The organism is Acidithiobacillus ferriphilus (assembly GCF_018854775.1).
Classification (GTDB): domain Bacteria; phylum Pseudomonadota; class Gammaproteobacteria; order Acidithiobacillales; family Acidithiobacillaceae; genus Acidithiobacillus; species Acidithiobacillus ferriphilus.
Genome location: NZ_JAAZTY010000071.1, coordinates 1 through 1380 on the forward strand (window position 1 = coordinate 1; position 1380 = coordinate 1380).

At 62.5% G+C, this 1380-nt stretch carries 1 protein-coding gene; it reads right to left on the minus strand.

Annotated features, from left to right (window positions below):
- Positions 1–186 precede the first annotated feature (186 nt).
- The coding region (locus HF921_RS05870; protein WP_215893489.1) for a DNA polymerase/3'-5' exonuclease PolX at positions 187–1380 on the minus strand (1194 nt) is incomplete at its 5' end.

Consider the following 1380-nt stretch of genomic DNA (forward strand, 5'->3'; position numbering starts at 1 on the left):
CGGCGTGGCGCTGGCTACACACCTGCCTACGGCGCGGTATCATCTGCTGGAGTCGGGTACGCATATGATTTTACTGACCCACGCTGCGGAAATTAGGGCGGAGATCCAGGATGTATTGCCTTGACCCGTTTGCAGAAACCCGCCCCGAGATCCGGCGGGTGCTAAATGTTCAATGTTGTCCCCGGCCTAGCTGTTCAAGGTCGCCGCCAGCAGGGGCCGCAACTCCTTGAGCGTCCTCGCATTGAGCACGTCTTTCTTCTCCAGCCAGCCGCGCTGCGCTTGTTGTAGGCCAAAATGCAGATTGGCGAAGTCGTGAATGCTGTGGGCATCGGTATTGACGGCCAGCAGCACGCCTTCTTCCTTGGCCATCCGGGCATGGATGTCGACGAGATCCAAACGTTCCGGCTGGGCGTTGATCTCCAGAAAGCAGCCCCGCTCGCGCGCATGGCGGATGACGCGGGACATGTCCACGTCCATGGGTTCCCGGCTGCCGATGAGCCGCCCGCTGGGATGGGCGAGGATGCTGAAATGGGGGCTGTCCATGGCCTTGAGGATGCGCGCGGTCTGCTTGCCTCTGGACAGATCGAACTGGGAGTGCACCGCAGCCACCACCAGATCCAGGTTACCCAGGATACTTTCGGGCAAATCCAGGCGACCGTCTTCCAGGATGTCCACCTCTACGCCCTTGAGGAGCGTAATGCCATCGAGTTCCCCATTAAGGGCGTCAATCTCATCCATCTGTCGGCGCAAACGCACCGGGTCCAGGCCATGGGCGACGGCCAGATGGCGGCTATGCTCGGTGATGGCCAGATATTCCAGGCCTGCGGCCCTGGCCGCCGCGGCCATGTCCCGCAAACTATAGTGACCATCGCTGGCCTTGCTGTGGGCGTGCAGGTCGCCGCGCAAATCGCCCATCGCCACCAGTTTCGGCAGGTGTCCGGCGCGGGCGGCCTGGATTTCGCCGCGGTTCTCCCGCAGTTCCGGCTCGATATAGGGCAGGCCGACGGCGGCGTAGACCGATTCCTCCGTATCGCCGGCAATTCGTTCCTTCCCGCGAAAAAGCCCGTATTCGTTGACCTTCAGACCCATATCCTGACCCATGCGGCGGATGGCGATGTTATGGGTCTTGGAACCGGTGAAATAATGCAGGGCGGCACCGTAGGCGGATTCGTCCACGGCCCGGAGGTCGACCTGAAGTTTGTTCCGCAGGATCACGGTGGCCCGGGTGGTGCCCTGGGAGAGGACCTCCGCCACATCTTCATAGGCGGTGAAGCGTTCCATCACCGGACTGTCGGCGGTGGCCGTCGCCAATATATCCAGGTCGCCCACCGTGTCCTTGCCACGCCGGAAGCTGCCGGCCACCACCACCCGTCGCACGCC